This window comes from Clostridium kluyveri (genome assembly GCF_001902295.1).
GTDB lineage: Bacteria > Bacillota > Clostridia > Clostridiales > Clostridiaceae > Clostridium_B > Clostridium_B kluyveri_B.
Window position 1 is genome coordinate 613,954 of record NZ_CP018335.1, and the last position, 25,978, is coordinate 639,931.

A 25,978-nucleotide genomic window follows, 5' to 3' on the forward strand; every position below is an offset into this window, starting at 1 on the left:
CTGTGTGCAAAGTATGGAATTATTGATTGTGGATAACTATTTGGGCAGTGATATCATCACTTCTTGAATAGTTATTTTATATATAAATGTTATAAGAAATAATTGGATTAATTTTTGTGAAAACTATTAGATATTGATTTAATGTTATATTGTATTGATTTATTTGTTATAATTACAATGTAGGAAAGATTTTTTAAAGGTGGAGATAATTAAATGATTAAAATTCCAGAAAAAATAAATATGGCCAATTTGCCAACTAAAATAGAGAAGATGGAAAAATTATCGAAGAAACTCGGTGGACCAGATATATACATAAAACGGGACGACCAGACAGGAACAGAGATTTCTGGGAATAAAATAAGAAAGTTAGAATTTTCTGCAGCAGAAGCTTTGAATAAAGGATGTGATACATTAATTACTTGTGGTGGAATTCAGTCAAATCATTGTAGAGCCACTGCAGCAGTGGCTGTAAAACTCGGTTTTAAGTGTTGTCTGCTCCTAAATGGTAGTAATGATGCAGAAGTCGATGGAAATCTTTTATTGGATAAGCTTTTAGGAGCTGAAATTTATTTTGTTTCTCAAAAAGAATATGAAAATAGAAGAATGGAAGTTATGAAAGAAATTAAAACCAATATGGAAAATAAGGGGCTGAAGCCTTATATTATTCCAGAGGGTGCATCAAATGGAATAGGAGGTTTTGGTTATTATAAAGCTATAGAGGAAATAATGCTCCAGGAAAGAGAAATGGAAGTACATTTTGATGGAATCGTTATTGCTGCAGGTTCTGGAGGAACCTATTCAGGACTGTTATTAGGCAGCAGAATATTAAATTATGATGCTAAAATTTATGGAGTTAACGTATGCCAGAATGAGAAATATTTTAAGGATAGGATTTATGAAATATTACATGATAGTATGAAATATATTGATGTGAACCTTAATTTTTCAAAGGATGAAATAAATATCATAGATGGATATGTAGGTAGAGGATATGCCTTGAGCCGTGAAGAGGAACTGGAATTTATTAAGGAACTTGCAAAGTTAGAAGGGATAATATTGGATCCTGTATATACAGGTAAAGCAATGTATGGATTGGTCCAGGAAATTAAAAAAAGGAAATTCAGTGAATATAAAAATTTATTATTTATCCATACTGGAGGAATATTTGGAATATTTCCTCAAAGATCTCAGTTTAGAGTTTAATTTGTGAGCCATATTTGAATAAATAGAAAGGCAACTTTTGACAAATTGGCAGGGACATAGGATAATAGTAAATATGCCATATAATTCTGGAAATCATATATTAAAAGATATCGGATAAAACTATAAAGCTATGAAAGTGGGTTATTGTAAGATGAATCGCTATAAGGCAACAATAATATTGATTATAGTTACCATTGGATATTTAATAACTTGTCCTTTTTATAAGACTTTTTGGGGCGGATTAATAAGCAGTGCATTTTGTGCTTCCATGATTGGAGGCTTCGCTGACTGGTATGGTATTATTGCATTATTTAAAAAACCTCTTGGAATTCCTTTTAAAACAGAGATAATACCTAGAAATAGAGAAAAAATACTCGATGGATTGGTTAATATGGTTACGGAAGAATTATTGTCTAGGGAATATTTAAAAAATTTTTTATTGGAATATGATACTTCTAAACCTATTTTGAAATTTTTATTTGAAGATAATGGGGATAAGGATATCAAAAAGATAGTTGGATTAATAGTAGAAGAAAGTTTAACTGGGGGTAATAGAGGTATAAATTCCAATTCACTTATAAATAGATTGATGGAGTTTAATTTATGGAAAGCCATAATTTCTTCTTTGCAGATTTCTCTTACAAAAGGCGGTGGAGATAAAGTTATTAATTTTATAATTGAGGAAATACAAACAATTATAAAGACGGAAAAGGCTAGTAAGATACTTGAGGAACTTGTTAGTAAAACAAAGGTGTCTTATGAAAGAGGTGCTAGAAGAAGGGCAATAGTGAATACAGTGGTATTAGACTTTATACTTAATTTATCTCCAGATAAAATTGCTGTAATAATTCAAAAAGATCTGGTTCAATATTTAAATAATATTAAGAATTTGGATAATGAGGAAAGAATTAAATTTAAGAAATGGATTGTTATTAAACTAAATAATATAGTTTCAGATGAGGATATGGAAGAAAAATTTAAAGCTTGGAAAATAAACGGATTTAAAGATATTGGTATTGACCATTATACAGGAGAACAATTCAAAGAAAATAAAATAATAAAAAGTTTTACGGGTGAAATAGAAAATGAAATTTACAGTTTTATTTGTAAATTTAGAGATAATATAGATATGCAGAAAAAAGTAGATGTTTATTTAAAAACATTGCTAAATAAATTTATTGATAATTTTCATAATAGCATAGGTGAGGTTATAAAGGAAAATTTAAATAAATATTCAAATGATATGCTCATAGAATTAATTGAATCAAAAGCAGGCAATGATCTGCAGCTGATTAGAATCAATGGTTCTGTAGTGGGTGGCCTGGTAGGGGTTCTGTTTTTTCTTTTAAATAATATATTTTAAGTATTTAATTGTTTTGTGTTGATTTTTACATATCTTAAATAGGAGAAATAAGATGAGAAACAAGAAAATAGCAGATGTGCTTTTAATAATTTTATCTATTGCTTTTTGTATAAGTGTTTTTTTAAAAATACATTTTCATAATAATTTTTATGTGAGAATGATAGGCTTTGTTATAGAAGCGGCTTTAGTAGGAGGCATTGCCGATTGGTTTGCTGTAACTGCACTGTTTAAAAAGCCTTTGGGATTTTCATGGCATACTGCCGTAATACCTAGAAATAGGGTTAAAGTGGTGGAGCAAATAGTTAATGTAGTAGAAAATGAACTTTTAAGCAAAAAAATATTAAAAGAAAAAATAGATGAATTAAATATAATTGATAGTATAATTGAATTTATTGAGAATAGTGCTAAAAATAAGACAGTTTTTTATAGACAATCAAAAGATTTTGTTGAAGATATTATGGGGCGTATTGATTCAAGTAATGTGACCTCATTTATTGAAGAAAATTTTAGACATAAATTGAAAGAATGTAATCTATGTTTGTGCCTCAGCAGTGTGCTTAAGTTTGCTGTAGAAGATAAACATTGCAAAATAATATTTAAATCTATAGTGGAAGAAGTAATTATAAAAATAGATGAGGAAAAAGTAAATAAAGAAATTAGTAAAATTATAGATAAACTTGTGGAAGATAATGTAAACAAAGTAAAAGGATTTAAAAAAGTTCTCATGGAATTTGCTCTAGGGTTAGGTAAGGGAACTAATACTATAAATGTAGGTGATATTGCTTCTTCAATTCAGGAACAGATAATAGAAATGCTTTATGGATTAAAAGATGAAGAGGAATTAGTTCATATTGAATTCTTAAATAAAATTCAAATCTTAATAGGAAAACTTAAAGATGATGAAGAATTAATAAATAGTATTGAAAAGTGGAAGCAAAAAACTATAGCAAAAATTGAGGTACAGGATGAATTGCAAAGAATGGTAACAGGTATTTCTTATATTTTTAAAAATGAATCTGATGAAAAAATTCAATCTGATATGGATAATTTGATGCCTTTAATTAAATGGGCAAAAAATGAACTTCATAATTATTGGAATCACCTTAAAAGTGACAATAAATTTAAAAGTACAGTGAATGATTACATAAAAGAATTAATTTATGATATGGTTAAATCAAGTTATGGTGTTATTGGTACTGTTATAAAAAAAGTGTTAAATAACATGACAGATGAATCATTAAATAATTTTATCCAGTTGAAAGCTGGCAATGAATTAAATTGGATACGCATTAATGGAAGTATAATTGGAGCAATTTTTGGTTTTATTGTTTTTCTTTTTATAAATCAGGTGTATTTACCTTTAATTACAAAAATATTTCATTTGTAATATTTTTAATAAAAGTATACAGTAAGTATAAACATGACAATATAGTCCTTAACAGTTTGTTATTGATAATATTGTCATTATTTTTCTAATAGAAAGGAGACATTGAATATGTCAGCAGTTGTAGGTATTGATCTAGGTACTACTAATTCAGTTATTTCTTGTGTAAAAAGAGGAAAGGTAGAAACTATACTTTTAGATGGGAAAAATACCTTTCCTTCCGTAGTATCAATTAGTAATGGGAAAATTATTACAGGATATCCAGCTAAGGCCAAGCTTATAATGGATCCTTCAAATACCGTAGGTTCAACAAAAAGGGATATGGGAAAGGACATTACGTATATTATAGGGAAGCAAAAAATGACTCCACAGGATATAGCCTGTGAGATATTAAAGGCCATAAAGGAAAAAGCAGAATTTACACTGGGAGAAGAAATCACCCAGGCAGTAATAACTACACCGGCATATTTTACATCGGAACAGAGAAAGGCAACAAAAAATGCAGCCAGGAAAGCTGGATTTAATGTACTTAGGTTAATGGCGGAACCATCTGCTGCTGCAGTAAGTTATGGTATAAATCAAAATAAGGATCAAATTATAATGGTATATGATTTAGGGGGAGGAACCTTTGATGTTTCAATAATGAAGATAAGGGGAAATAAATTTGAAGCTATTGCCATTGACGGAGATTCGAGGCTTGGGGGAGATGATTTTGATGAAAAAATATGCAGTGTTTTATATAAGAGAATAAAGGAAGATACTAAAATTGATATTGAAGCTGGAAAAGAAAGGGAGCATATGGCTGCAAGACAGAAAATCAAAGAGGCTGCTGAAAATGCTAAAATCGAGCTGTCTTCAAAGGAGAATACCTCAGTTATCATCCCTAATATTTTAAGAGATTATCATCTGGATTTTGAATTAACAAGGGATGAATATTATGATTTAATAAAACCTCTCATTGATAAAACCATAGAAAAGGTGAAAAGTGTATTAAAAGATGCCAATATGACTCCAGAAGATATTGACAGATTGATTTTAGTGGGGGGAGCTACCAAGACTCCAATAATTAGAGAGATTTTAAAAAAGGAAGTAAGAGATCCATTTACCGCACCCAATGTAGATGAAGTAGTATCCAATGGAGCTGCCATATTAGCTTTAAGCCTTTCAAATTCTATAGCCAGTGAAGAAAGCAGTACTATTACAGATATATTCAAAGAAGAGTTTGTGCTGGATGAAAAAGTTAATTTTAGTTATGGAGTAGCTCTTTTAAATAGCCAGAACGTACTGGAATTTTGTCCGGTTGTTCATAAAAATACGTTATTGCCCTGCCAGGCAGGCTTGATTGCCTATACTGTGGATGAATATCAAAAAGTTGTTACATTTAGAGTTTTTAGGGGAGAGCATAAAGAACTGGAAAAAGATGAAGAGATAGGACAATTAAAAATTTCTATTACTAAGCCTGAAAAAGAAGAAGTAGCAGTAGGGGCCATTTTTGAGATGGATGATGATAATATAATCCATTTTACAGGAGTAGAATTGATGGAAAACAGTTATACAATGCCTATTATACGCAGTGCTTATGAAAATGATGGACAACTAGATTTAAATTTAGTTGAAGAATTAATTAGAAGTGAAAAAATTAAGTCTAAAAAAATTGATATAAAGGCCAAATCATAATTTTTGGGGAGGGGAATGAAGATGGCAGGACTAGAAATAAAGTATAGTAAATACAAATTAGGTATAGATTTAGGTACTTCAACTTCAGTAGTTTCAGTGTATGAAAATGGCAAAACCAGGGTGCTTAAAATAAATGGGAAAGAGTGCATGCCCTCTGTGGTATCATTTATTGATAAGAATACAAAACTTATAGGAGAAGAGGCCAAGGGCAGAGCTATGCTTGATCCTTCAAATACTGTAAGTTCTATTAAAAGACATATGGGAGAAGAGGGATATAAGCTGTCTATTTTTGAAGAAGACTATAATCCAGAGCAAATAGCTTCAGAAATTCTTTCAAAACTTGTAGATGCAGCTTATGAGCAGAAGGATTTTGAACCGGAAGGAAGTTTATATGATGTGGTAATATGTGTGCCAGCCAATTTTACAGATAATGCAAAAGTAGCCACTAAGAAGGCAGCGGAAATGGCAGGCTTAAATGTGTTGGCTCTTTTGGAAGAACCTGTAGCTGCAGCTATTATGTATGGATTTGACTCAAATAAGGATCAAAATGTTCTAGTATATGATTTAGGAGGAGGAACTTTTGATGTCTGTGTATTGAAAATACAGACCAAGAAAAATAATGCAGATAGAGATAAGTATGAGATTTTATCTAAAGAAGGCATATCAAAGCTTGGAGGAGATGATTTTGACAGAAGTATTATGGAAATTATAAATGAGGATTTCAAATTGAAAAATAAAGGCATCGATTTATTGGATATGGAAAAGGATCAGGGGATCAGCAAGAAAAAAATGAAGGCCGCAGGGCAAAAATTAAAAGAAATTGCGGAAAATGTAAAAATTGAATTGAGTTTTAAAAATAGTGCCAGTGTACTTTTCCCTAATATAATACAGACAGGAGAAGGGGAACTTTTGCATTTGGATATGGAAATCACCAGAGATACTTTTGAACAAGCTATTTCTCATCTGGTTGATAAAACCTATAAAATTGTAAAATTAGCACTTGACAATGCGAAACTTTCTATGGAAGATATTGATAAAGTAATCTTGGTGGGGGGATCCTCTTTAGTACCCTTAGTTAAAAATAGAATTAAAGAAGTTTTTAAAGTGGATCCCTATAGTGATTTTAACCCCATTACCATAGTAGCAGAAGGAGCGGCAATATTTGCAGCTTCTATGGGAACCTCTGGCGAGGGAGATGTTTTTAATATTGTAACTCATAATCTAGGTATTATGACAGAGGGTATGGAGTTTTCGAATATAATAGAAAAGGGTACAGAAATTCCTAAAAAAGCTTCTGTAGTCAGGGAAAAACAATATAAGACCCAAAAAGATGAACAGACAGAAGTTATTATATATGTATATCAATCCTCAGAGGATATAGCTTTTGTAAATGAAAAAGATGATGAAGGCAGGGAAAAGGCTGTATTTATAGGAGAGTTCAAGCTAAGTAATATTCCTCCTGCGCCAAAGGGAGAACAGAAAATAACTGTTAAATTTGAAGTGAATGAAGAAAATATTATAAAAGTAACTGCCACTGCTTTAGGTACGGATTCCAAAGAAGAAATAACTTTAAATGTAGTTAAGGAATAGAAATGTCTTAGGGCAGTTAATTATATTAATTTTAATGATTTTTGTAAAAATTTTAATATATACTTTATATTCAGGAGGGAGAGTAATAACATGCCTTATGACAGCCAAAATAGACCGGTAATTGGAATTGACCTTGGAACAACTTTCAGTTCTATTTCATTTTGGACAGGGCAGGGGGTTCAGACATATTCTCCAAGAGGAAATAATGTTTTTCAATCAGTAGTCTATTTTGATGAAAGAAGCAAGGAATTCATCTATGATACGGTGGCCTTTAACAGCGGAATTTTTGAACCTTCAAATGTTTGTATTGGTGTAAAAAGATTAATGGATAATAAAGATATAAAGATAAAATTTGGGGATAGACAATTTTCACCTATAGATATTTCTGCCATGATACTGAAATATATGTATAAAAGTGTACAGGATATGTTTCCGGAAGGAGTGTATAATGCCTCTGGAGTTGTAGTTACTGTGCCTTATTATTTTAAAGCCAATCAATTGGAAAATACTTCACAGGCGGCTAAAAAAGCAGGATTGAATCTTGTAGGTATAATTCAGGAACCCATAGCTGCTGCCCTGGCATATGGATGTATTCACAGTAGTGATAATATCAAAAGAGAAGAAACAATACTTGTTTTTGATTTAGGGGGAGGAACTTTTGATCTGACGATTTTCAGGGTAAAAGAAGACAGTGAAAATTTGATTTTTGAAGTACTTGGAATCGGAGGAGATGACAGGCTGGGAGGTATGGATTTTGATAGGGCTCTTTTAAAACATATTATACAAGCTGAAGGAATTGATTTTCAATCAGAATCCAATGAAAGATTGAGAAAAAGGGGGAAACAGGCACTTATGGCGGAAGCTATAAAAGCCAAGGAAACATTGAGCTTTACAGATAATGCCTATATGGCAGTACTCAATGTTATACCCGGAGTAAATGTGGATAGAAATTTTACAAGAGATGAATTTCAAGAGATTATGGAGGGCTATTACGAAAGAATAAGGAATATAGTTAAAAGTACGCTAAATAGAGCTAATGTAACGCCAGAGGATATCAATAAGGTTATTAAAGTTGGCGGCTCCAGTAAAATTCCCATGTTTGACAGCTTGCTAAATGATATAGTTGGAAAAGGCAAGATTTATTCAGATATTGATCCAAGTCTATGTGTTTCTCAAGGGGCAGCCATATATGCAGCATACCTTACTGGCAATTTAAATACCAGAAAGAAAATAACCATCATTCCTGTAACTGCCCATGCCCTGGGGGTTGAAGATGCTAAAGGTAAATTTGTAGTGCTCATTCATGAAAATAGAAAAACGCCTGCCAGAAAAACTCTTACTTTTTATACAGATCAGGACAATTGTACAGATGTAGATGTACAGGTTTATCAGGGAAATCATAGGATTGCAAAAGAAAATGCCCATATAGGTACAGTACATGTCTCAGGTCTTATTCCAGCACCTAAGCGTACTCTTGAGATAAATATAACCTTTGAAGTGAAGGAAAATCAAATTGTTATTGTAACTGTGGAGCAAAAGGAAAGTAAAATAAAAAAAACCGAGGTGTTGAAATTGTATTAAAATTGTAGAATCATCAATGAAGGGAGTGTAAGCTTTGTATTATGATTGTCACCATAATCCAGTTATAGGTATCGATTTTGGAACCGCATACAGTTCTGTATCAAAATGGGATGGAAAAAAAGCAGGGATATATGGAAAAATGGGGGAATATACAATACCCTCTGTAGTTTATTTTAAGCAGGGGAAATTTGATGTGGGCAATGGGGCCCTGGCAAAAGGAGTATTTTATCCTGAAAATTATATTTCAGGCGTTAAAGGAATCATAGCCTGTGGACAGGAAACTGTACTTTTAGATAATAAGGAATTTACATTAAAAGATATATGTTCTGCTATTTTTAAATATATTTATAATAATATCAAAACTACTGTACCAGAAGATAAGTTTAAATGTGGGGGAGCAGTTATTGCATTACCCTGCTATTTTCAAGATCAGCAGTGTAATATCATAAAAGAAGGGGCAAAATTGGCAGGCATTGAACTTGTTGGGACAATCCAGGAGCCTGTAGCAGCAGCTCTGGCTTATGGAATGCATTTATCTGTAAATGAAAAAAGGGAAGAAAATGTACTTGTGTTTGATTTTGGGGGAGGAAGTCTTGATATAACGGTTCTTAAGGTTTTAGAGAAAAAAGATGAAATCCAGTTCAATATATTGGCTTCAGAAGGAAATGAAAGTCTAGGGGGACTGGATTTTAATGAGGAACTTTATGATTATATACTAAAAAAAGAAAACCTTGATTTTAGTGATTACGACTATAAAATCACTAATTTATGTAGAAAAAATTTAATGGAACAGATAGTTAAGGCAAAAGAAATACTTTCCTATGATAGTGAAATAGCATATATAAAGCTTTATAATGTACCTCCGGGAAAATTTTTAGACACAACCCTCACATTAGAAGAACTAAATAAATGTATTAAACACCATATGATATCCATAAAAAATATGATTGAACATGTCATTGCTTTATCAGGAATTTCTATAAAGGATATTTATAAAATAATTAAGGCAGGGGGTTCCAGTAAAATTAAAGCAGTAGACAGTATTATAAAAGATGTCTTAGGAGAAAAAGAAACCTATGAACATATGGATTATAAGGAGGTTGTATCAAATGGGGCAGCTATTTATGCTGCTTATAAAACAAAGAGATTGTCAATAAACAAACAAATTTCCATTTTTACGCGCTATATGGAAAAATCTCTTTATTTTATATGGATGATTGACTGTTCAGGATCTATGAATATTGATAATAGGCTGGACTACGTAAAAGAGGGGATGAAGCGTGTAATATCAGAAATAGAAGGAAAATGCAGATTGGATAATATCACTTTGAATTTTGGTGTTATAAAATTTTCTGATACTGCTGTATGGAATGTAGAAATAGGAGAAAAAATAAATGACAGTATTTATGAGGATATGAATCCAGGGGGAATAACTTCTCTTGGCAGTGCAATTGACATGGTTTCCAGTGAGTTAAATAAGATTAAAATGGATTATAGAACTTTAACGCCAGTAATATTTCTAATAACTGATGGAATGCCCACAGACGACTATGAGGGAGCAGTAGAAAGGTTACTGGTTAACTCCGTGGGAAAGAATTCTTATAAGGATGTTATTGCATTAGGCAGGGATGTTTGTGAAGAGTATATGTGTAAATTTGTTGATGACATATCGAGAAAACCTAAAATAGTATTACAAAAAGAACATATAATTGAGAGCATATGTTCTCAGACTGTAAGCGGCGTAGAATATGTAAAGGATAAGTTCATGGAAAAATATAGTCAGTGTATAGAATCTCCAGGTAGGAAAATAAAGGGAGGACTTTTACTTAAAACATCTGAAAATAAATAATAAACTTCAAGGGAGGAAGTTTAATGATAGGTTTGGCCAATTTTATAAAGGGAATATTCAGCAGTGATGTTAGTACTGCAATTTTTTTCATAGAAGTTATAATGTTTTCAGTTGATATATTTCTCTATAGAATAGTTTATGGAGGACTAAAAAATATAGATGAAGGCATCTCCAAAAAATCTTTTTTTGGTATAGAAGATATGGTAGAGGGATATAAAGATATGGTAAGTAGATCAGATTATATAAACACCAGATCCTATATAGAAGCTTACTTTTCAAATTATAAATACTTATCACATAACAGGCTATTCAATAAATTAGATATTCCTGTAATAAATATTATAAGTGTAATTCATATGACCATATCTGTTTTTATTCTTATGGGAGTTCTGGGGACATTTACAGGTCTTACCATATCTTTAAATTCTCTTAGAACGGGGGAATTTACTGTAGACAATATAAGTCCTATATTGTCAGGGATGGGAGTAGCCTTTTATGCCAGTATAGTGGGTATTGCATTTTCATTAATACTTACATTTATCACAAGAGTGTTTGACGCTGAACAACTACTTATGAATATTATGGTCAAGCTTCAGAATTATATGGATAACAATCTGCGTAAAAATAATTTTCGTGAGTTCTTTGAAAAAACAGAAGCAGCTATTGAAAAGTTATCTGCTTCAAATGATAAAACTATAAATGAATTTGGAAAAACCTCAGTAGAGATTATGAATAAGTCTTTAGACACCATGGAAAAAGTTTATGAATTTGTAAAGAAGTTTTCTGATTTTCCAAAGGAATTTGAAAAATCTATGGAATACATGACAAATTTTAATAAAAAATTAAAGGAATCTGTAGAAGGGTTTGATTTGATCTTTAAAGGCTTTAGTAAACTTACAAGCACCCTCAATAAAAGTATGGATAGTTTGGATAAAAAATTTGATATTTTAGATGATTGTGTCAGGGATATTAATAAAGGTCAAAAAAAGGTGGAAAAAAGTTATGTGGATATATACGAAAAATTAGATAAACTAACCTATGATTTTTATGCTTCTCTTGATAATTTGGAGAGTCACCAAAAAAAATCTTTAGAAGAAATGAAGGATTTTTATGAGGATATAAAAGTGAAATATTATGAATTTAAAACCTATATGGCTGCCTATAATGAACAAAAAAGTGAAATATTTGCCCAGATATATAAAGATATGAAGGAGTATCAGAGCAATTATGATACTATTTTAAATAACATAGCTGACAAGATGGAATATTTTAGTGAAGGGTATAAAAAGTAACACAGCATTTTGAGCGAAGTAATATAAAGCGTGCTATGTGGGAGGAGCGGATGAAATGTTTGGCAGGTATAGTAGAATAATAAGAACATCAAAGGATGACGGGAATATATGGCGTATATTTACTGATCTCTTAAGTACCATATTGTTATTTATATTATTATTTTTTATCTATACTAATGCTGTAAAGCATGCGGAATTGGATTTGCAGCAGAAACAATTAAAAAATCTCAGGCTGCAGGTGGAAAAAGTAATAGGAGTAAGGCAAAGTATCATTGAGGATATAAGAAAATCTTTTCAAAATGCCGGGTTGGATATTAATATAGATAAGAATACAGGGGATATTGTGTTTAGCAGTGATGTACTTTTTGAATTCAATAAGGCTGATATAAGACCGGAATTTAAATCTAATCTGGACAAATTTATACCTCAATATGTTAATGTGCTTACTTCCCCTAAGTATATAAGTTCAGTTTCAGAAATAGTTATTGAAGGACATACCGATAATATAGGAGACTATAATTACAATATGGACCTATCACAGAAAAGGGCAAACAGCATAGTAAACTATATATTAAATAATAACTTTAAAAATTTAGACAGCTACAGTAAAGAGAGCCTAAAAAATATTATTACTGCAAATGGAAGATCCAAAAGTCAGCTTATTAAAAATTCTGATGGAAGTGTGAATCAGGAAAAGTCAAGAAGAGTAATATTCAAATTTAGATTAAAAGATGAAGAGTCCATTAAACAAATAGATAGTATTCTTTCAAAATAATTTTTAGCTGTTTCACAGGTAAGAGGGGAACATTAAATGAAAAAAGATGTGGAAATAGTATTGAAAAACTTAATTGAAGAGTATGGCATGGAGCTTTGCAGTAACAAAATAAAGTTGATGGGGCTTTTAATGGATCTGTGCAGCCAGTATGAGAGAGAAGTTAGAATTTTAATTAAGGTTTTAGATGCAAATATTATATGTGAAATTTTAAAGGGCACTAAAAAAGAAATAAATGAATATGAGTATAACCAATTAGTGAATAACTTAGGGTTGACAAGAGAAGATGCTCTATGGGCTTTAGAGACCTGGTTTAAATCCATAAATTTTAAATACCCAAATATTGAAAAAGATAATGGTGTATTGGAATTGAAAAAAAATAAGAAGATTAAATCAGGAACAACTACAAGAATAAGGTATGTTCTTATCTGTTTTATTATTGGAATAATTGTTTTATATGCGGGAATTTTTTTTATCCCCAATCAGGCTAAAAATGGGCGTTTATCAATAAGTATAGGAGATTATATTGAATTTGGAAAATATAATGGCAGTCCTATATTATGGAGGGTAATAAATAAAGATGTAAATGGATATATGCTTTTTTCAGAAAAAATAATCTGTTTTAAAGCTTTTGATGCTAGTGGAGATAAAACAGATGGCAGAGGAGATGAGGATAGGATAGGTTTTGGAAGTAACTATTGGGAGAAATCTAATTTAAGGCAGTGGCTTAATTCTTATGATAGAGAAGTGAACTACAGCAGCCAATTACCAGCTAAGGATTATGTATCCTGTAATTCTTATGATAAACAACCAGGATTTTTGTATAATTTTACATATAAAGAGAAAAATAGTATAGAAGAAGTAACCCATAAGTGTATACTGGCTGGTATAGATAAGAATATAATGGATGGAGGCACAGAATTGTATGAATATGATACAGAAATTGCAGATTGTATAGCAAATTATGATTCCAGCTATTATAAAAATGTTGCAGATAAAGTTTTTTTACTTTCAACAAAGGAAGTGAAAAATTTTGTTTATGATAGAACATGGGAGTATAAAAAAAGCTCCCTAGAAGATAACAGTATTTCCTGGTACTGGTTACGCACTCCTTCTGCAGATTATTCTGATATTATACGGGCAGTAGGAGAAGGTGGTATATATGGTGATAATGCAAATGATGGTACAGGTGGGGTGGCACCTGCTCTATATTTAAAAAGTGAAGTAACTCCAATTAATGGTGAGGGAACTGAAGATAGCCCCTATAGGGTTATGAAGTAATCTCTAAATACTATAAATGAGCGAATTTAATTCAATAAATTTCCAGTGAGTAAAAAAGAAAAACATTTAGGGGATTCAAAATAAATAACAAGTCAAAATTCAATATAGGATAAAATATCCCTAAAATATCGATGGAATAAAGGGTTTAACTTTTTGTACTCTTTTCAGATTATATCCCAATTCATTTATCTTGTATAAAAAGAAAACTTTTCTAAAAATTCTTTCCAGGTTTCTTCATTAAAGTTTATTTCTATTACAGATTTCCTCCTATTTATTTTATATCTGTAATATTAGCAAAATGAACTTTTTAAATGTAGGCGTTAATCCTTTTGCGGTTACAAATATTTTACAGCATCAAGGAAGAATAAAACAATATTGACACGCATGTACAAAAATATTAAAATAAAGGAAGTATATAAATATTAATGTAAAAATTAGATATATATGGTCAATTACATTAATATAAAAATGCAATAAAGCAAATTAGTACATGGGAGAAAATAAATGGATTTTAAATTGGATATTGGTGAATTAACTAATACAATAAATGAATATGAAAACATTATAAAGACATTAGAAGAACAAAAAGGTAATATAAATAAAGCTATCGCAGAGCTTACTGAAGCTGGATGGTCAGGTGAAGCAAAAGATAAATTTATGGAAAAGCATATTAAAAATCAGGAGTTTTATACAAATTTAATAGAAGATATAAAGTACGTGAAAAATGCTTTAGAAAATGAGGAAAAGCCAAGAGCAATTAGATTAAAAAAGCAAAGTGAGGATTTTGTAAACTGCATAAAAGGAAGTGGGGGTGGAGCAGCCCTTACAAATGATGATACAGGAATTATTTTACTCCAATATGGAGGACAATTTCAAATAAATAACAATGTTAGTGAATGTATAGATAATTATAAAAAGATGAATTCTAAATTTGAAGAAATATTAAATTTAGCGAATGGTTTAAGTTTTACATCATTCCCCATTGCAGATGATGTTTTGAATTTACAGAATTCACTTAAAAATCAAACAACAAGTTTGACAGAATTTAATGACTCATTTAATGAATATTGTAATGGTGTAAGAGATATGGAAGAAAATATATGTTCCGTATTTTCAAAAATATCAGGAATAACTGTAGGAATATCTGAATTCAGGGGTATTTCTGCTATTTCAGAAAATGGACAAGTAGATAAGAATAAAGTAATACAATTAATGCTAAAAAATCCAAATGACTTGACTAATGGAGAAAAAGAGCTATTATCATATGTAGAAAAAGTATTAAGTAAAGATGAATATGCTGAATTAAAAGGACAAGCGATAAAGGAAGCTAATGGTCAAGAGATAGCTGATAATTTAAAATTAAAGTTTGGTGACACAAATATATATGGACCACTTTTAGAGCTAGCAGATAATGATGGTTTTCTTAAGTCTATAAAGAAGTCTGGAGAAGACTTTATAATAGGGAGCAGGTAATTCACTTGATAAAAATATTTTTTGGGGGACTGTATTTACTGTTGGTGGAATAAATCAAAGCAGTATGGCTAAATCAATACCATATAAAATAGGTGAGTTAGCTGGTGATATAGGGTCATTTGCATTTGGAGCTGCAGAGGCTGGAACTGGAGCTGGAGGAGAGCTTTTAGGGTTTACGGCAGACGGTACAGTAGTACTCGCTCCTGCTGGTGTTGCTTTAAACGCTGCAAGTTTAGGTCTTGTGACCCATGGGGGTGCTGCTACAATTAAATCAGCACATAATTTTGGTGAAGACTTGTTCTCATTGATTAAAGGTGAAGGGAATAAGGGTTCGGGTAATCCTATTACAAATAGTAAAGGGATAACATACCCAGAAGTAACTGATTTGAAGACAGGCGAACCAATGGAGTTTCCAGATGGAGACCTTACAAGAGCACCTAAGAATGAAAGGGTAGATTGGTATAAAAATCAGAGTGAAGCTAATTTGTATAGGGAGAATGATACTGATATACTATGTAAAAAAGATTTTATTGATGAGTGGTATAATCGTGGATATAGTGACCCACCACTTAACTGGAAGGAATACGATATTCACCATATAACTCCTAGGGAATTTGGAGGCGATGCTTCTTTTGAAAATTTAACGCCTGTAGAAAGAGGAGTACATCAAAGCCAAGTGACCCCATGGTGGAATGCTTATAATAAGTAAACTTTGAAAGGTGGAACATTACAGATGAAACAAATTAAACTATTAAAAGAAAGAACGTCTACTAGAAACACATTGAGTTATACTGATATCTTTGGACAAACTATCGAAGTTGGATTTTCATGGAACAACCCAGCTTCAGAAGAAGAAATCCATGAGTTTGAGTCGTTAAATAACATTAAGTTACCAAAAAACTACAAAGAATTTTTAAAGGTTTCAAATGGGGCTGTAATATATGAAGATATAGAATATGGAGGAAGTGGTTACAAGATATTAGGGCTTGACGAAATTTTAAAATCAACTAAAGATAAAAAAGAATGGGGATATGATTTAAAAGATTTTTATATAGTCTTTGCAGAAGTTATGGGAAATTCAGACTTTCTATTATTTGATTTGAAAAAAAGTGAGGATAAAGGTAAGGATTATATAATAGATGGAGACACTGGTTATTCAGTTGATGAATGGGAATATATAAAAGGCAACTTTTCCCATTTTATTAATAGATTAATTACAACAAACGGTTCAGTGTATTGGAGATGGTATTAAATATAGATACATTGTTAGTCATATGTGGCATGAATATTGGCTACATAAATCCAAATGAACTGACTACAAAAGCAGTTTAATTTGTGAACTTTGGTAAGGTCTATTAAAATTAATTAAGATAGCTTGTAATATGAATAAAAATTAGCTGCATAATAATGATAATGCAGTTAGAAGTAAAAAAGATAAAATCAAATAGGTAAAGTAATAAAGGCTAACGCTGAAAAAAGGCGTTAGCCTTTTTCTCATGTCCAAAAAAGGAAGGGGTAAAGAAACATGAAAAATGTATTAGTACAGAATTTTAAAATACACTTAGATGAGGATGGAAAAAGCACTAAAACAATAGAAAGCTATGTAGGAGTACTACTGCTTTTGTAGTATTTCTTGAAAGCAAAGGAGTAGACTTCAATGGGGTGTGGATAATAGCTACACAAAAGATGTTGTAGTAGACATTTGGATAGAATTTTTGGAACAAATGGAATGGATAATGATGAAACTTATAAAAAATCACTAGCGAAAAATGCACTGAAAGTACAATAAATTTAATTGGGATAACTCGTGGTGGAAAAGCTCTATCAAAGGGTAAGATTCCAATTCATGAAAAATTATCCATAGGTGAAGATTTAAAAATTCCAGATATGAAGACAATAGGAAATATAAAAACACCGGGAAATAAAGCTGAAAATATGACACAATACATAAGGTCAGTATTATATGGACAACATCAATTTGCATTACCAAATGGAATGGGAACAATAAATGCTTCAGAAGATTTATTTAAGTTTTCTAAAATTGAAGATAATGTGTCTAATGAGGCTAAAAAAATAATTGAGGGGGCGGCTGAAGCTAGGCTTATACCTGGACAAGAAGGAATAGTCACTGGAGGCAATTCCACTAAATTAGGTAAAAATATGTTGGAATCAATGGGATTAAAACGTTCATCCAAATGGAGTGGTTATCAAGCACAGCATGTTATACCAGCAGAAATGGGAGACAATGCTGTAATTCAAAAGATTGGTATGAATCTTGATGATGCTTCAAATGGTATTTTCCTTAGAACCCCAGATGAAAGTATAAGTACTATGTCAAGACATCAAGGATATCATTCTGTTTATAATGAAATGGTAGAAAGACAATTAAGTAAACTAAAGTAGTAGAAAAACTATAAATTTCGTGTGTATTCTTTGTGATGAATATTGCATACACACGATGTTTGAAATAATATTATTTTCATAAAAGGTAGGTGAATGGTACAATGGATAATACTAAGTATAAGTGGTTGCAAGATATTTTATACGAAGAAAACCCAGATATAATTGAAAGCCAGATTGAACGAATAGATAATTCTATTTCTCTTCATATTTTTGCAGGTAATTATAATTGGAATAATGGTTTTAAGATTCCTAATAATATTATTAATAACGAATATTGTGATTTAGGAACAGCGTTAATGTTATTTTATAGTGCTGATGGCTATCGAATGTTGGAAGATGAACAGGGATTTGCATCATCTAATTTGGATAAATGGAAAGAATTTTTAACTACCCTATATAATAGGATAATTAATAAACAGTTTAAGCAACAAAACATAGCTTTTACCCCACCATTGACAAAAATACAAATATTTAAACTTAAAAAGAAAAGCGCAGATATTTCAAGTATATTTTTAGAAAACCTAGCGGGTAATGAGGTTGAAATACCTAAATTATAAAACATTTTCTAACTACAAAAAAGTATTATAACTAACTACAAAAAAATGAATAACAGTATTTTTTACATTAAAGCTATACAAATAAGTTATTCTTAGAAATTTTAAAATTAATATTTCACTGCATAATAATAATTCTGTAGTAAGTTTGAAGTTTGCCACATGAAAAACACGGCCTAAAAACAACAAATAGCCATCAAAAGGAAGTTTAATTGCCTGCTCCTAAAACATAGTACAAATTGTAAAAACTCCTTTTGGTGACAGAAACAAGCAACTAGCAAAGCTTCAATGGATGCTGTAATGGTATCTGTTGGAGCTTTCTTTTTCATTTGTAAGTTCGGGCACATAGGGCGTGAGTTGGGCACAACTTGGGCGTAGGAAATCTAGTGAAATCAATAAGTTGAGCGTAAGGACATATATTTCACTAAAAACAGCCATAGGAAAAAATAAACATAATAAAAATAAAGTTGTCCTAAACTACGCCCTTGCACCCAAAGCTAGCAATACCAATACTTTTCAATGTCCTAAATACGCACTAACTACATCCTAGATACACCCTAAAGATATAAAAATATAGACTAACATTGGATAATGATTTCCTTTGTTAGTTTTTTTCATATTCAAAAATAATAATGGAAGGAAGTATTTCAATGAAAATATTAGTAGAAGAATTTCAAATTAATCTAATGGAAGATGGTAAAAATGATAATACAGTACAAAGCTATGTTGGAGACATAACAGCATTCCTCAAATACCTTGCAAAAATGGGAGTAGAATTTGACGGAGTCCTAAAAAGGTTCTACATCACCAGCTATAAAAACTATCTGATTGATAACAGCTATGAGCCTGCCACCATCAATAAAAAAGTTAATAGTATTGGAGCTTTCAATAATTTCCTAATAGGAAAAGGCTACATGGCAGATAATGTGGTTGACCTAAAGAAAGACAAAATAAAAATAGCTTTTGGCTCAGGAGAACAAGTAGAGGTATATTCAGATAGCCAGCTTGAAAGGATTCAGTTCTACATTCAAAACCAGAAGAAAGTAAGCCTAAGAGATAAGATGATAATTCAGCTTCTGATGTTCACAGGGGTAAGGGTAAGCGAGCTTTGCGATATCAAGCTAAAGAACATAGATTTTCTGCTAAGTCAGATAAAAATAGTTGGTAAAGGGGGGAAGGTGAGAGAAGTACCAGCTAAAGTTTGAAGTGATGAACACTATTCAAGAATACATTTCCGAAAGGAGCAATAACCCATACAAGGCTTCTGAATATCTAATACTAGGACAATGTTAATGCTACAATAAAAATGGTTCTTTCCAAGGTTAGTTGAAAATATATCTGTTTTGAGGTATAATTGCATAATTAATTATGCAAGAAAGAGGAGCCTCTATGGATGAATTTATAAAACTTTTAGATAAAGATTTGAAATACCTAAATCACAAAATAGTAGATGATATGATATACATTTACGTTGTATCTACAAGAAATGAGGTTACTTGTCCATTTTGTGGACATAAGTCATTGAAAACTCATAGTACCTATGAAAGAAGTTTTCAAGATTTTCCTATGCAGGGAAAGAAGGTTCAAATAATTATTAAAAACAGAAAGATGTTTTGTAATAATCCTGAGTGTGACCATACAACCTTTGCTGAAAGATTTGATTGGCTTGGTAATAAATCCAAAAAAACCAAGCGTCTTGAGGATGAGATAATGCATATGTCGCTTAATTGCAGCTCAACTGCTGCTGCAAACTTTTTAAGTAAAAATACGGTTACTGTTGGGAAAAGTACCATCTGTAATCTCTTAAAAAAAAGAAAAACTGATAATAAATAAAAATGAAGTGACTGCTGTATGTATAGATGATTTTGCATTAAAAAGGAGAGAAAAGTATGGAACAGTAATGATCGATATTAATACACATACAATTGTTGATATGATTGAATCCAGAGAACAGACTAAGGTTGTTGAATGGTTGAAATTATATCCAAATATTAAAATAGTCAGCAGGGATGGTTCTGTTACATACCATAATTCAATTAGCCAAGCACATCCAGAAGCAATACAGATAAGTGATCGGTTTCATTTACTTAAAAATCTCACTGATTATGCCATTGAATATTTAAAAAAGCATTTTAAAAAAACTATTGATGTAATAATAAATATTACGGATACAGAAGTTCCTAAAGTAAATGAAATCAACAAAGCAAACAAGAATAGAAAACTGACTTTAGAAGAAAAATATAATAGGATATGCTTACTACAGATGGAAAATAAATCTCAAACTGAAATATGTCATGAAATTAATATGGATGTCAGGAGTTATAAAAAACTAATAAATGCTTCTAATGAAGAAAGAACAAAAATATTTTCAACAGTGTCTGCCATTAAACATGAAAATAGAGTTTTAAATAAAGTGAAAATAGTAAATGAAGTGCGTAATTTGAAAAATAAGGGGTTAAGTAAATCTGCAATTTCAAGGAAGACCGGTCTTGATCCTAGGACAATTTCAAAGTATTTAGATAAGAATTTTAATCCTGTACATGCTTCATATGGAATAAAAAAGGGAGGAATATTAAGTCCTTTTTACAGTGATATAAATAATCTTTTAAAACAAGGAATTATGTCTAGTAAAATTGAAAAAATTATACTAGAAAAAGGATTTAAAGGCTCTTCATCAACAATTAAACATTATGCATCTGAATGGAAAAAAAGATTCAAGAATGAAATAGAAGAAAATGAAACTGAAGAGGGTAAGAAAAAAATAATAATTAAAAGAACTGATATATTTAAAACCTTATTCAGACCTATATCAGATATAAAAAATTTTGAAGAAAATAAATTTTTATGCTTTTATGAGCAGTATCCTTTTTTCAAAATAATTTTAGAGTTAGTTAAGTCATTTAAAGATATTTTTACACAAAATAAACCTGAATTGCTAAAAGAATGGATATCAAAAGCAAGAAGCACGGAAATTGAAGAAATTAAAAGTTTTACAAATGGAATTGAGCGTGATTATGAAGCCGTAGTAAATGCTGTATGTTTGCCATACAGCAACGGCTTAGCTGAAGGCTGTGTAAATAAAATAAAAGTTATAAAAAGGGTTATGTATGGACGATGTAGCTTTGAAACATTAAGAAATAAAACTATTAAACTTGATAGAATTTATAAAAAAATCAACTAACTTTGGAAAGAACCACTTTTTTCTTGACAATAACAGGGTAAATAATTTGAATCTTATATGGTAAAATTTCGTCGTGAATTCGTTCATTTATAGTAAAATTTATTTTATGTTTTTAATGGCGATGCTGCCATTATTTTTGCATTGAGTTGTACTATTTCTTAAAGTACAATTTTTGTATATAATTTAAATATTTTTTAATAATTGGAGGTTTTTTAGTGAAGATAAAGAAATTATTAGTATTTTTAATCACATTTACTATGACTGCAGCACCTGTTACATTTAGCACTAAGGCTGCTTCCTCTATTTCAAGACGAGAAGCACAGGAGAGGGCTTATGAAATGGCTTATGTTACCTGGAAATATGATAAAAGTTTAAATGGTAATGTTACGGATTATATAGAATTACCTGGATATTTAAAGGACAAGACTACTTCAGAGGAAGTAGGTATTCCCTATAATTATGGAGGCTCTGACAGCATTGGTAGAAGTTCTAATAGATTGTGGAGTAACTTTTTTGATGCCCTTACCAAAAGAGCTACTGCAGGCAATGTAAAATTTGAAGGAGGTTATAAAGGTGAAACTGCAGGTATAGATGCCGCAAGTTTTATTCAAGATTCTCTTAAGATTCCAGGTACAAAACTTACTACAAACAGCATAAGCAAGTATTTAACTGCCATAGACTTCAACAGTCTCACAAATATGGATATACTTTTATCCAAAGGGAAGCACATAGCTTTCTTTCAATCATGGGTTTACAATGACCTGGGAGAAATAGTAGGAGCCGCCACATTGGAGGCTACCATTGACAATGATGACAATACAGGTCAGAAAGTTAAGGAGTACTACAGGTCTAAAGATTATATAGTAAATAATTTTAAGGCATATAGATATAGTTATATAAGTGATGACTATATAGAAGATAATGCACTGGAACCTAAACTGGAAGCTCCTTTATACGGACAAGCTATTGATAAAAACTGCAATGGTATTAATCTTAAATGGAATTTTGATAATGAGGATAATGGACAGTATCAAACTTCTTATAGAATTAGGATTTATAGTGGAGATTTAAATAGTACTTCAGACTCATCAGGAATATTGGTTAAACAAGTTTATCAGGATTCTCAAGCTAAGGAAGCAAAGGTATATTTTAGTGATATGCCAGAGGGAAGCTATTATTTTATTTTAGAAGTTAAAAGTAATAAGGGTTACTGGAGTAGTCCCACAGCAGCTCCTTTTGAATTTACAAGTGATATAAGTAAATTTCCTTCCAAAATAAATAGTGTGGTAAGGTATGGAGGAAGCAGCAGGTATGAAACCTCAAAGATAATAGCTGAAAATGAGTTCAAAAATTTTAGTTTACAAAATATAGTTATAACAAATGGAAATGATTTTGCAGATGGCCTGGCGGGAGTTACTTTGGCTAGAAAACTTAATTCCCCTATGCTTCTTGTAGATAATGAGCCTTCAGATGAAGGAAGTCAAATTACATTGCAGTATATAATGAAAAATGTTGGTAGAGATGCAAAAATATATCTGCTGGGGGGAGAAGGGGTTTTAAGTAATTCCTATGTAGAATATCTAGAGAAAAATGGATATGAAAAAAACAATATAGTAAGGATTGGCGGCTCCAACAGACTTGAGACTAGTGTTAATATTGCCAAAGAAATGGATGTTTCAAAGAATAAACCTATTATAATAGCTAGTGATTCTTCCTTTGCAGATGCATTAAGTGTGTCATCCAAAGCAGCCTCAGATCGTGTACCTATTTTATTAACTTCAAGAGATGGATTAAGTGAGGAAGTTATAGAGTATATAAAAGATGTGAAACCTTCTAAGGTATATATATTGGGAGAAACCGGGGTTATTTCAAAAAGCGTAGAAAATAATATTGCTCAGATTACTAATTTAGACAGTAGTAAAATTATCAGATTAGGTGGAGAAGATAGATATATAACCTGTGAAAAGATAAATAAATATTTTTATGGAAATCAGTGGACAAAAGTCTATTTGGCTAATGGGGAAGATTTTGCTGATTCATTAAGTGGAAGTGCAGCAGCTGCAGTAAACAGTGGAGCGCCTCTAGTTCTTGTATCAGAGTATTCCTATGGCACAGCAGGAAAAACAATAAAAAATCTTACAAGAAATAAAAAAGTTACACTTAATGTATTAGGAGGAGATAAGCTAATAACAGAATATCTTATTTCCAAGATAAATAATGCTGCAGTTAGTGCAGAAGAATAGATATTAGAAGGGGTAGTGTAAACACCCCTTCTAATATTTATTTTTATGTGGATAGATATTGATACAAAATTCTATTAGCATTGTAAATAATATAAAATTCACATTTTTATTCAATATTGTTATCATAATTATTAAGTATAATTGTCTATAGAAAGATTTAAATAATATAATATTAGATTTATTTAATTCATTAGGTGGGATTTTATTTATGATGAAGATATTAAATAAGATATTTCTTTTGACTATGACTGTTATTATTATAGTATCAGCTACAATAGTGTTAGCTGAAGATAATACTAATTTAATAGAAAGAGATGAATCACAAGTGGAAAATATTAATAGTTTCAACAGAATAACACTTCACGATGCTTGGGTAGCTTGGGAAAATAATGAGAAATTTCCTGTTGCATTTTTTGGAGATAGTACATTCGATGGCAATCAAACATCAGGATGGATTAAAAATGAAATAGGACAAGATCATCAGCCACCTAATGCCCTTACAACGTATTTACAAAATTTAATTAGAAAATATACAGGTTCTACTGCGGCCAGAATATATAATGCTGGATTTTCTGGACAAACTGCTGACTGGGGATATTCAAATATCAGTGATATCTTTTCAGGGGCTTATTCAGATGTGAAAATGATTGGTATAGGATTTGGTATTAATGATAGGCTTAATAAAACTTCAACTAAAGATTATAAGGAGCAGTTCAAGAAAAACATAGAAAATATTATAATATGGTGTTTTAAAAATAATATACAACCATTTTTAATTACTACTCAAGCTACAGTAGAGCCTGGAAGTATTGATAGTTTAAATTATCCATATCGTACAAGTGAAAATATAAACTCTATAGCAAATACAGTAAAAAAAGAGTTATCTAAAAAGTATAATATTGAATTAATAGATATGAATTATTATACTTCAAAACTTCTGGCAAATAATGAAAGTGATACTTTGAAAGATATAATTAGTACCGATCATCTCCATTTTGTTGATAAGGGGCATAGATTTGAATCTGAAGTATTGTTTGCATACTTTAATCCAAGAGTAATTATATTAGATGGCAAGAAACAAATGAAATTAGATTTTACTTCTCAGTACATAAAAAGTAATATATCAAGTGATAAGGTGTCATTGGAGGACAATCAGATTAATCTTTGGTATACAAATTATTTATTTAATAGCTTTATTTATTGTGATAAAGAAGATATGTCTGATGTTTTACTTCAAGATTTTATAATTTTAAACTTGTCGAATAATTTGAATTTATATAGTATACAGATTCAGATACCTGAAAATCCAGGGTACAGTTTACCTTCATTAGATATTCAAAAGCCATATGTTACATTCAATGATAAAAATTATATTTTAAATGATACTTTTATAGATAGCTATTTCTCTCTGGCAAATATGTATAAATTATTTTTAGTTGATAAATTAAAATTTGGTCTGAATGAAATAAAATTATACTCTGGACAATTTAATAGAATAGCAGCAGTTGGTTTTTACATCTCACAAGATTTTAAGAATTATACTTCTAAAATATCTATATCTCAAAATAATAGTACTGTTACAAAACAGTTTTTAGCTCCATATAAATTACAAAATTATTTTGAACATAAAGTGTTATTTAAACTTAAATTAGACACTAATATATCTGATTCAACAGATGTATTTATCCCTGTTGTAGATAGAATAAATTCAGGATTACTTCTAGGTATTAAAGATAATACAATAAAGTTATTTTCATACGATAGAAATAGCCTGTCTCTGGATAATATCGAAAATTTAAATCAATTATTATATTATGATATTGGATCAAGTTCAAAGGAATTAGTGAAATCTTCAGGATTATATGTTGAAATCAATACCACCTATATTAAAATATATACAGATTTGAAATCATCACCTATATTAGATTATGAGACTAATGGAAAGATTATTGGTTCGGGTATATTTGCTAATTTTATAAAAATGCTTAATCAAAGCGATAATGAATATGCTATAGTTACTACTGATACGCTATATAATCAATAATAGAAAATTAAGGGGTATTAAATAGTTTTATTAATTTATAAACCTATCAATTGATAAAATAATAAAATATTATTATAATATATGTAAA

20 protein-coding genes are annotated in these 25,978 nt (G+C 30.5%); all 20 read left to right on the forward strand.

What is annotated here, in order from left to right; translation table 11 throughout:
• The first annotated feature begins 213 nt into the window (after positions 1-213).
• Positions 214-1,203, forward strand: coding sequence for a D-cysteine desulfhydrase family protein (locus BS101_RS03320; protein ID WP_073537522.1), 990 nt, complete (start codon positions 214-216; stop codon positions 1,201-1,203).
• Between the two features lie 130 nt (positions 1,204-1,333).
• Positions 1,334-2,566, forward strand: coding sequence for a DUF445 domain-containing protein (locus BS101_RS03325; protein WP_083585637.1), 1,233 nt, complete (start codon positions 1,334-1,336; stop codon positions 2,564-2,566).
• A gap of 52 nt (positions 2,567-2,618) precedes the next feature.
• Positions 2,619-3,953, forward strand: a complete 1,335-nt coding sequence (locus tag BS101_RS03330) for a DUF445 domain-containing protein (protein ID WP_073537524.1) — start codon at positions 2,619-2,621, stop codon at positions 3,951-3,953.
• A 108-nt stretch (positions 3,954-4,061) separates the two neighbouring features.
• The gene (locus tag BS101_RS03335) at positions 4,062-5,627 is read left to right on the forward strand and encodes an Hsp70 family protein (RefSeq protein ID WP_073537525.1); all 1,566 of its coding nucleotides are present in this window, start codon (positions 4,062-4,064) and stop codon (positions 5,625-5,627) included.
• A gap of 21 nt (positions 5,628-5,648) precedes the next feature.
• Positions 5,649-7,217 (forward strand): Hsp70 family protein, encoded by a 1,569-nt coding sequence (locus BS101_RS03340; RefSeq protein WP_073537526.1) that lies wholly within the window; start codon positions 5,649-5,651, stop codon positions 7,215-7,217.
• Between the two features lie 90 nt (positions 7,218-7,307).
• Positions 7,308-8,798: an Hsp70 family protein gene (locus BS101_RS03345; protein ID WP_073537527.1), complete on the forward strand. Its 1,491-nt coding sequence runs from the start codon at positions 7,308-7,310 to the stop codon at positions 8,796-8,798.
• A gap of 34 nt (positions 8,799-8,832) precedes the next feature.
• Positions 8,833-10,647: an Hsp70 family protein gene (locus BS101_RS03350; protein WP_073537528.1), complete on the forward strand. Its 1,815-nt coding sequence runs from the start codon at positions 8,833-8,835 to the stop codon at positions 10,645-10,647.
• 23 nt (positions 10,648-10,670) lie between these two features.
• Positions 10,671-11,939, forward strand: a complete 1,269-nt coding sequence (locus tag BS101_RS03355; protein WP_073537529.1) for a MotA/TolQ/ExbB proton channel family protein — start codon at positions 10,671-10,673, stop codon at positions 11,937-11,939.
• Positions 11,940-11,994: 55 nt separating this feature from the next.
• Entirely contained in the window at positions 11,995-12,714 is a 720-nt protein-coding gene (locus BS101_RS03360; RefSeq protein ID WP_073537530.1) for an OmpA family protein, read from the forward strand.
• A gap of 36 nt (positions 12,715-12,750) precedes the next feature.
• The gene (locus tag BS101_RS03365; protein ID WP_073537531.1) at positions 12,751-13,992 is read left to right on the forward strand and encodes a DUF6273 domain-containing protein; all 1,242 of its coding nucleotides are present in this window, start codon (positions 12,751-12,753) and stop codon (positions 13,990-13,992) included.
• Between the two features lie 504 nt (positions 13,993-14,496).
• Positions 14,497-15,465, forward strand: coding sequence for a hypothetical protein (locus BS101_RS03370; protein WP_073537532.1), 969 nt, complete (start codon positions 14,497-14,499; stop codon positions 15,463-15,465).
• A gap of 64 nt (positions 15,466-15,529) precedes the next feature.
• The gene (locus tag BS101_RS03375) at positions 15,530-16,174 is read left to right on the forward strand and encodes a hypothetical protein (RefSeq protein WP_073537533.1); all 645 of its coding nucleotides are present in this window, start codon (positions 15,530-15,532) and stop codon (positions 16,172-16,174) included.
• A gap of 24 nt (positions 16,175-16,198) precedes the next feature.
• Positions 16,199-16,717 (forward strand): SMI1/KNR4 family protein, encoded by a 519-nt coding sequence (locus BS101_RS03380; RefSeq protein WP_073537534.1) that lies wholly within the window; start codon positions 16,199-16,201, stop codon positions 16,715-16,717.
• Between the two features lie 635 nt (positions 16,718-17,352).
• The gene (locus BS101_RS23200; RefSeq protein WP_083585638.1) at positions 17,353-17,868 is read left to right on the forward strand and encodes an AHH domain-containing protein; all 516 of its coding nucleotides are present in this window, start codon (positions 17,353-17,355) and stop codon (positions 17,866-17,868) included.
• 101 nt (positions 17,869-17,969) lie between these two features.
• Positions 17,970-18,425, forward strand: coding sequence for a DUF4274 domain-containing protein (locus BS101_RS03390; protein WP_073537535.1), 456 nt, complete (start codon positions 17,970-17,972; stop codon positions 18,423-18,425).
• Between the two features lie 647 nt (positions 18,426-19,072).
• On the forward strand, positions 19,073-19,627 hold the full coding sequence (locus BS101_RS03395; protein WP_083585639.1) for a tyrosine-type recombinase/integrase: 555 nt from the start codon (positions 19,073-19,075) through the stop codon (positions 19,625-19,627).
• A gap of 184 nt (positions 19,628-19,811) precedes the next feature.
• A complete protein-coding gene (locus BS101_RS03400) occupies positions 19,812-20,255 on the forward strand; it encodes a transposase family protein (RefSeq protein ID WP_073537536.1) in 444 nt (147 codons plus the stop codon).
• A 7-nt stretch (positions 20,256-20,262) separates the two neighbouring features.
• On the forward strand, positions 20,263-21,603 hold the full coding sequence (locus tag BS101_RS03405) for an ISL3 family transposase (protein ID WP_083585641.1): 1,341 nt from the start codon (positions 20,263-20,265) through the stop codon (positions 21,601-21,603).
• Between the two features lie 215 nt (positions 21,604-21,818).
• Entirely contained in the window at positions 21,819-23,846 is a 2,028-nt protein-coding gene (locus BS101_RS03410) for a cell wall-binding repeat-containing protein (RefSeq protein WP_073537537.1), read from the forward strand.
• A 208-nt stretch (positions 23,847-24,054) separates the two neighbouring features.
• Entirely contained in the window at positions 24,055-25,890 is a 1,836-nt protein-coding gene (locus tag BS101_RS03415) for an SGNH/GDSL hydrolase family protein (RefSeq protein ID WP_073537539.1), read from the forward strand.
• The last annotated feature ends 88 nt before the right edge of the window (positions 25,891-25,978 follow it).

Excerpts from the sequence above, each read along its gene's own strand:
- BS101_RS03320 (WP_073537522.1), top strand. The coding sequence starts at position 214 with ATGATTAAAATTCCAGAAAAAATAAATATGGCCAATTTGCCAACTAAA.
- BS101_RS03325 (WP_083585637.1), top strand. The coding sequence starts at position 1,334 with ATGAAAGTGGGTTATTGTAAGATGAATCGCTATAAGGCAACAATAATA.
- BS101_RS03330 (WP_073537524.1), top strand. The coding sequence starts at position 2,619 with ATGAGAAACAAGAAAATAGCAGATGTGCTTTTAATAATTTTATCTATT.
- BS101_RS03335 (WP_073537525.1), top strand. The coding sequence starts at position 4,062 with ATGTCAGCAGTTGTAGGTATTGATCTAGGTACTACTAATTCAGTTATT.
- BS101_RS03340 (WP_073537526.1), top strand. The coding sequence starts at position 5,649 with ATGGCAGGACTAGAAATAAAGTATAGTAAATACAAATTAGGTATAGAT.
- BS101_RS03345 (WP_073537527.1), top strand. The coding sequence starts at position 7,308 with ATGCCTTATGACAGCCAAAATAGACCGGTAATTGGAATTGACCTTGGA.
- BS101_RS03355 (WP_073537529.1), top strand. The coding sequence starts at position 10,671 with ATGATAGGTTTGGCCAATTTTATAAAGGGAATATTCAGCAGTGATGTT.
- BS101_RS03360 (WP_073537530.1), top strand. The coding sequence starts at position 11,995 with ATGTTTGGCAGGTATAGTAGAATAATAAGAACATCAAAGGATGACGGG.
- BS101_RS03365 (WP_073537531.1), top strand. The coding sequence starts at position 12,751 with ATGAAAAAAGATGTGGAAATAGTATTGAAAAACTTAATTGAAGAGTAT.
- BS101_RS03370 (WP_073537532.1), top strand. The coding sequence starts at position 14,497 with ATGGATTTTAAATTGGATATTGGTGAATTAACTAATACAATAAATGAA.
- BS101_RS03375 (WP_073537533.1), top strand. The coding sequence starts at position 15,530 with ATGGCTAAATCAATACCATATAAAATAGGTGAGTTAGCTGGTGATATA.
- BS101_RS03380 (WP_073537534.1), top strand. The coding sequence starts at position 16,199 with ATGAAACAAATTAAACTATTAAAAGAAAGAACGTCTACTAGAAACACA.
- BS101_RS23200 (WP_083585638.1), top strand. The coding sequence starts at position 17,353 with ATGAAGACAATAGGAAATATAAAAACACCGGGAAATAAAGCTGAAAAT.
- BS101_RS03390 (WP_073537535.1), top strand. The coding sequence starts at position 17,970 with ATGGATAATACTAAGTATAAGTGGTTGCAAGATATTTTATACGAAGAA.
- BS101_RS03395 (WP_083585639.1), top strand. The coding sequence starts at position 19,073 with ATGAAAATATTAGTAGAAGAATTTCAAATTAATCTAATGGAAGATGGT.
- BS101_RS03400 (WP_073537536.1), top strand. The coding sequence starts at position 19,812 with ATGGATGAATTTATAAAACTTTTAGATAAAGATTTGAAATACCTAAAT.
- BS101_RS03415 (WP_073537539.1), top strand. The coding sequence starts at position 24,055 with ATGATGAAGATATTAAATAAGATATTTCTTTTGACTATGACTGTTATT.